Source organism: Mesorhizobium sp. M4B.F.Ca.ET.214.01.1.1 (assembly GCF_004791545.1).
Lineage (GTDB): Bacteria > Pseudomonadota > Alphaproteobacteria > Rhizobiales > Rhizobiaceae > Mesorhizobium > Mesorhizobium abyssinicae.
This window is the reverse complement of the sequence record NZ_SRUX01000336.1, coordinates 1-278: the sequence shown is the minus strand read 5'-3', so window position 1 is coordinate 278 and position 278 is coordinate 1. Positions and strand designations below refer to the sequence as shown.

At 68.3% G+C, this 278-nt stretch carries 1 protein-coding gene; it reads right to left on the bottom strand.

Annotated elements, in window-relative coordinates; translation table 11 throughout:
- Positions 1-41: 41 nt before the first annotated feature.
- Positions 42-278: hypothetical protein (locus EN857_RS35170; RefSeq protein ID WP_189522857.1), on the bottom strand; the 237-nt coding region annotated here is incomplete at its 5' end.

Genomic DNA, 278 nt, shown 5'->3' with positions numbered 1-278 from the left:
CTCGATCTCGCCGAGAAATCCGGAGCCTCGATGGTGCAAGGCTATGTGCTCGCCCGGCCGGAATTGGCGCCGACGAGTTTTCGCGTTTTCGGCGGGAGCATGCTGGCGCCCGCGGCTGAAGAGAGCAAAGCCACGGCAGCCACAAATCCCGCGTCCGTGCGGCCGTCGCGGCCGGCGAAGGCGTTCGGGCGCAAGGTGACGCCATGACCGCGCGGCCGGACAGGCGGCGTGATGTCGCCGAGGCGATCTTCGCCGACGAGATCGGCCTTCAGTTCGGC